4 protein-coding genes are annotated in these 6,010 nt (G+C 76.2%); 3 read left to right on the top strand and 1 reads right to left on the bottom strand.

Features of this window, described 5'->3' with window-relative positions; translation table 11 throughout:
• Window positions 1–28: 28 nt before the first annotated feature.
• The 3 genes from MW084_RS18765 to MW084_RS18775 all read left to right on the top strand — a co-directional run bounded on the left by MW084_RS18765 (window position 29) and on the right by MW084_RS18775 (window position 4,622).
• Window positions 29–2,206 (top strand): 3-hydroxyacyl-CoA dehydrogenase NAD-binding domain-containing protein, encoded by a 2,178-nt coding sequence (locus tag MW084_RS18765; protein WP_010473842.1) that lies wholly within the window; start codon window positions 29–31, stop codon window positions 2,204–2,206.
• A gap of 228 nt (window positions 2,207–2,434) precedes the next feature.
• Window positions 2,435–3,259, top strand: a complete 825-nt coding sequence (locus MW084_RS18770; protein WP_010473844.1) for a GNAT family N-acetyltransferase — start codon at window positions 2,435–2,437, stop codon at window positions 3,257–3,259.
• 187 nt (window positions 3,260–3,446) lie between these two features.
• Complete coding sequence (locus tag MW084_RS18775) at window positions 3,447–4,622, top strand: serine hydrolase domain-containing protein (RefSeq protein ID WP_078572015.1); 1,176 nt, start codon at window positions 3,447–3,449, stop codon at window positions 4,620–4,622.
• 67 nt (window positions 4,623–4,689) lie between these two features.
• On the opposite strand, the gene sph is transcribed toward MW084_RS18775, so the two are convergent.
• Window positions 4,690–5,703, bottom strand: coding sequence for a sphingomyelin phosphodiesterase (gene sph / locus MW084_RS18780; RefSeq protein WP_010473848.1), 1,014 nt, complete (start codon window positions 5,701–5,703; stop codon window positions 4,690–4,692).
• Between the last annotated feature and the right edge of the window lie 307 nt (window positions 5,704–6,010).

Raw genomic sequence — 6,010 nt, forward strand, 5'->3', positions numbered from 1 at the left:
GCAACGGAGAGAAGCATCCATGACCGCCATGCCGACGCGTTCCACCATCCGCTGGGAGCAGGACGAGACGGGCGTCGTCACCCTCGTCCTCGACGACCCCGACCAGTCCGCCAACACCATGAACGAGGCGTTCCGCGCGTCGCTCGCCGCCGTCGCCGACCGCGCGGAGGCCGAGAGGGACTCCATCCGCGGCATCGTCTACACCTCCGCCAAGCGGACCTTCTTCGCGGGCGGCGACCTCAGGGACCTGATGCGGGCGGGCCCGGCCGACGCCCGGCGGGTCTTCGACGCGGCCTGCGACGTCAAGCGGTCCCTGCGCCGCATCGAGACCCTCGGCAGGCCCGTCGTCGCCGCGATCAACGGCTCCGCCCTCGGCGGCGGGTACGAGATCGCCCTCGCCTCCCACCACCGGATCGCCCTCGACGCGCCCGGTTCGCGGATCGGCCTGCCCGAGGTGACGCTCGGCCTGCTCCCCGGCGCCGGCGGCGTCGTCCGCACCGTGCGGCTCATGGGCATCGCGGACGCCCTGCTGAAGGTGCTCCTCCAGGGCACCCGGTACACGCCCCGCCGGGCCCTGGAGAACGGCCTGGTCCACGAGGTCGCCGACACGCCGGAGGAGATGCTCGCCCGGGCGCGCGCGTTCATCGACGCCCACCCCGAGTCCCGGCAGCCCTGGGACGAGCCCGGCCACAGGATCCCCGGCGGGACGCCCGCGCACCCCGAGCTCGCCGCGAACCTGCCCGCCTTCCCCGCCAACCTCAGGAAGCAGCTGAACGGCGCCCCCTTCCCGGCTCCCCGCAACATCCTCGCGGCGGCCGTGGAGGGAGCCCAGGTCGACTTCGAGACGGCCCAGGTCGTCGAGGCCCGCTACTTCACCGAGCTGGCCGTCGGGCAGACCGCCAAGAACATGATCCAGGCGTTCTTCTTCGACCTCCAGGCCGTCAACGCCGGCCGCAGCCGCCCCCGGGACGTCGAGCCGCGCACGGTCCGCAGGGCCGCCGTCCTCGGCGCCGGGACGATGGGCGCCGGTATCGCGTACGCCTGCGCCAAAGCGGGCGTCGAGGTCGTCCTGAAGGACGTCACCGAGGAGGCCGCGGCCGGGGGCAGGGCGTACGCGGAGAAGCTCTGCGCCAGGGCCGTCGAACGGGGCCGCGCCACCCGCGAGGAGGCCGACGCGCTGCTGGCCCGCATCCGGCCGACCGCCGACACGGCGGACCTCGCGGGCTGCGACGCCGTGATCGAGGCCGTCTTCGAGGACACGGCCCTCAAGCACAAGGTGTTCCAGGAGGTCCAGGGCGTCGTGGCGCCGGACGCGCTGCTGTGCTCCAACACCTCGACGCTGCCGATCACCGTCCTCGCGGAGGGCGTGGAGCGGCAGGCGGACTTCGTCGGCCTGCACTTCTTCTCACCGGTCGACCGGATGCCGCTGGTGGAGATCGTCAGGGGCGAGCGGACCGGCGAGGAGGCGCTGGCCAGGGCGTTCGACCTGGTCCGGCAGATCGCCAAGACGCCGATCGTCGTCAACGACTCGCGCGGCTTCTTCACCTCGCGGGTCATCGGCCGGTTCGTCGACGAGGGCGTCGCCATGGTCGGCGAGGGCGTCGGACCCGCCTCGGTCGAGCAGGCGGCGGCCCAGGCCGGCTACCCGGCGAAGGTGCTCTCCCTGGTGGACGACCTGACCCTGACCCTGGTCCGCGGGATCCGCGGCGAGGCGCGGCGCGCGGTGGAGGAGGCGGGCGGCACCTGGCGCGCGCACCCGGCGGAGGCCGTCGTCGACCGCATGGTCGACGAGTTCGGCCGCCCGGGCCGCCGCGGCGGCGCCGGCTTCTACGACTACGACGCGGAGGGCCGCCGGACCGGTCTGTGGCCGGGGCTGCGGGAGCACTTCACCCGGCCGGACGCGGCCGTCCCCTTCGCGGACATGCAGGAGCGGATGCTGTTCTCCGAGGCCCTCGACTCGGTGCGGTGCCTGGAGGAGGGCGTCCTCACGTCGGTCGCCGACGCCAACATCGGCTCGCTGATGGGCATCGGCTTCCCCGCCTGGACGGGCGGCGTGCTCCAGTACGTCAACGGCTACGAGGGCGGGCTCCCCGGCTTCGTCGCGCGCGCCCGCGAACTGGCCGCGCGCTACGGCGAGCGCTTCGAGCCGCCGGCGCTGCTGGTGGAGAAGGCCGAACGGGGCGAGACCTTCACCGACGAGCGGTGAGGGCGTGAGCGGGCGCTCCCCGGCGGGGGCGCTGCGGGCGGCCGTCCGCCGGGGTGCGTACGGCTCCGGCCGCGCCCGGCGCGGCCGCCCGGCACCGCGCGCCCCGGCCGTACCGGGCACGATCGCCGCGCGTCCGGCGGGGCCGGCCGGTGCCCGCGTCCGGCCGGGTGCGCCTCCGCCCGGGAAACCCCGTTGCCGCACGAGCCCCCCGGGTGGTCGGGTGCCCCCATGGACGACGCGGAGGTACTGGCCCTGTTCGACCGCCGGATGCGGCGGGAGGCCCCACCGGACGGACCCGGGTGCGACGTGGAGCGGGTCGGCGACGTCGTCCGCCAGACCGGCCCGCCCGAGGCGTGGAACGGCGTGCTGTGGAGCGGCCTGACGGCCGCCACGGCGGACGCCGCCGTCGCGGAGCAGGTCCGCCACTTCACCGCCCTGGGGCGGGACTTCGAGTGGAAGCTGTACGCGCACGACGAGCCGCACGACCTCGGCACCCGGCTGCGCGCGGCCGGGTTCACGGCCGGACCGCGCGAGGCCCTGATGGTCGCCGAGGCCGACCGGATCGCCGCGCTCGGCACGGCGCCGCCCGACGGGGTGGAACTGGTCCCGGTGACCGACGCAGCCGGGGTGGACCTCATGGGCGAGGTCCACGACCGCGCCTTCGGCACGGACGGCGCGCGGCTGCGGCGGCGTCTGGTCCGGCGGCTCGCCGAGGCGCCCGGCACGCTCGTGGCCGTCGTCGCCGTCGCGGACGGGCGGCCGGTCAGCTCGGCGCGCATGGAGTGCGTGCCCGGCACCGGCTTCGCCGGGCTGTGGGGCGGCGGCACGGTGCCCGGGTGGCGGGGGCGCGGCCTGTACCGCTCCCTGGTCGTCCACCGGGCCCGCGTCGCCGCCGACCGGGGCCACCGCTGGCTCCAGGTGGACGCCTCCGACGACAGCCGGCCGATCCTGGGCCGCCTGGGCTTCCGGGTGCTCTCCACCACGACCCCGTACGACCACCGCCCGGAGACCGCCGGCGGGCAGCGGTCCGGCGGGCAGCGGTCCGGCGGGTAGCGGTCTGGCAGGCCGGCGCGCGTGCACGCGGCGCCCCGCCCCGGCGCGGTGGCCGGGGCGCCGCATCCCGGCCGCCGCGCCGGTCCGGCCGGGGGCTGCCCGGTGCGGCGCCCCTCCGGCAGCCCCCCGCCCGGAAGGGGGGTCCGCCGGATGGCCGGGCGGGCCCCGCCGTCCCTAGCCTCGGGCCATGGTCCTTCGTCGTTCGTGGTTGTCGGGCGCCGTACTGGCGCTGGCCGTGTCGTCCCTGCCGTCCGCCGCGGCTTCGGCCGCGCCCCGCCCGCCCGGCACGGAGTGGTCCGTGCAGCGTGACGCCGACGCGCTGCGGGACACCGGGGTCACCGGGGTGGCGGTCCGCGTGGACACCCCGCACGGGACGGTCAGGGCCCGTTCCGGGGTGGGGGACCTGGTCACCCGCCGCCCTGTCCCGGTCGACGGCCACCTGCGCCTGGGCAGTGTCACCAAGACGTTCGTCGCGACCGTCGTGCTGCAACTGGTGGGCGAGAAGCGGCTCTCCCTCGACGACACGGTGGAGGAGCTGCTGCCCGGGGTCGTGTCCGGAGCGGGGAACGACGGCCGGACCATCACCGTCCGCGACCTGCTGCGGCACACCAGCGGCCTGCCCGACTACGTCCACGACGTGTTCCCCGACCCCGGTGCCCGGACCTACTTCGCCCACCGGTGGCGCGCCTACGAGCCCGAGGAACTGGTGGCCCTGGCCGTACGCCACGCGCCCGCCTTCCCGGCGGGCACCGGCTGGGCGTACTCCAACACGAACTACGTGCTCGCCGGGATGATCATCGAGAAGGTCACCGGCCGCACCTGGGACCGGCAGGTCCGCGACCGCATCCTGCGCCCGCTCGGCCTACGGCACACCGACACCCCCGGCACCCGGCCCTTCCTCCCGCACCCCCACGCGGCCAACCACCAGCAGTTCACCCCGGACGGCCCGATGGTCGACACCACGATCCCCTACCGCCCCTTCGACAGCGGGGCCGACGGCTCGATGACCGGCACGGCCCGCGACCTCAACCGCTTCCTCGCCGCGCTGGCGGGCGGACGGCTGCTGAAGCCCGCCGAACTCGCCGCCATGCGGACCACCGTGCCGGTGCCGCGGGACGGCGGCCACCCGGAGGGCACCCGGAACGGCCTCGGCCTGTTCTCCACCCCCCTGTCCTGCGGCGGCGTCTACCTCGGCCACGGCGGGAGCGGCTTCGGGTACGTCGTCCGGGCGGCGACGACCGCGGACGGCCGGCGCACCGTCACCGTCTCCGCGCACAGCCGCTCCGCGGACCCGCGGACGGCCGCCCGCCAGGAGGACGCGCTGCGCCGCCTCGTCGACCGCGCCCTGTGCCGCACCCCCTGAGCGCGCGCCCGGCACCGCCGTGGGGGCCCTACGGGGCCGCGGCGCCGGGCGCCGCGGCCCCGTACGGCTACTGCCCGGAGGCCACCACCGGGTAGTGGTCCGACAGGTTGGTGTAGGTGTAGGAGGTGCCCCAGCTCGACACGGTCCAGGGGGCGCTGCGCTCCTTGACCACCGTGTTGGTCCAGCCGGCCGGGCGGACGTGCCCGGCCCGGTGCAGCACGTGGTCGAGGTCCTCGCGCGGGTAGCCCGGGTAGCGCTCGGCGGCGATGGAGTTGTCCACCGTGTCGAACGAGTACGGGTGGCCGGTGCGGGCGTCCGCGCCGGCCAGGCCCGCGTCGGCGAGCATCGTCGCGTACTCGGGGGTGCGCGAGTCCACGTTGAGGTCGCCCGCCACGATCACCTGCTCCGACGCGGGGATGCCCTTGGCGTCCAGGAAGGCGTCCATCGCCCTGAACTGCCGCGCCCTCACCTGCGCGGCCTCGCCCGCCGCGCAGCCGGGGTCGGTCGACTGGGCGTGGGTGCCGACCACGTGGACGCGCCGGCCGTCCACGTCCAGCACCGCGTACACGAAGCCCTTGTTGGAGTGGCGGTCCGCGCCGCACGCGTCCTTGTAGACGTACTGCTCCTTGCGGACGATCGGCCACCTGCTCAGCACCGCCACGCCGCCGTCCTCGACGGTGAACGCGGAGTACGCCCCGGCCGTGGCGTCCCAGCCGGAGGTGCCGCGGCCCATCACGGGCGTCCGGTGCGGGTACTGGGCGGCGGCGTTCCGCATCAGCGCGTCCGACGAGGTGTTGTCGAACGCCTCCTGGACCACCACCACGTCGTTGCCCTGGAAGAACGGCGCCGCCGGGATGGCCTTCGCCCGGTGGTCCTGACCCCAGTTCGGGTACACGGCCCGGTTGAAGAGGAACACGTTGTACGTCAGGACCTTCAGGGCCGGCGTCGTCGCGGCGGGGGCGGCCGACGCGGGCGGCGCGGCGGCGGCCAGCGGCACCGCGGCGAGCAGCGCGGCCGTCGCGGCGGACAGGACGGCACGCGGCGCGCGGCGGAGCGCGGGGCGCGGCAGGGGCAGAGGCACGGTGACTCCCTGTGGGGACGGGACGGCGTACGGGGACGCCGCACATCCAAGCAGCCGCGGTTACTCTCGGGTAGCTGCCGGGTGGAGGGGACCTTGCCGGGGTCCGGCGGACCGGCGAAGAACCGCCGCCCGGCCGCCGGGGACCGCGCCGCCCCCTCCCCGGCACCGCCCGCATACTGGAAGTCCACCGGGCGGACACCGGGCCGCCCCGCCGGCGGTCCGCTCTCGCACGGCGGCCCCGGCGGCCCGGTGNGTCCGCCCTGGCCGGCCCGCCGGCGGTCCCGGCCCTGTCTCTTGCTCCNGNNTC

Source organism: Streptomyces sudanensis (assembly GCF_023614315.1).
Lineage (GTDB): Bacteria > Actinomycetota > Actinomycetes > Streptomycetales > Streptomycetaceae > Streptomyces > Streptomyces sudanensis.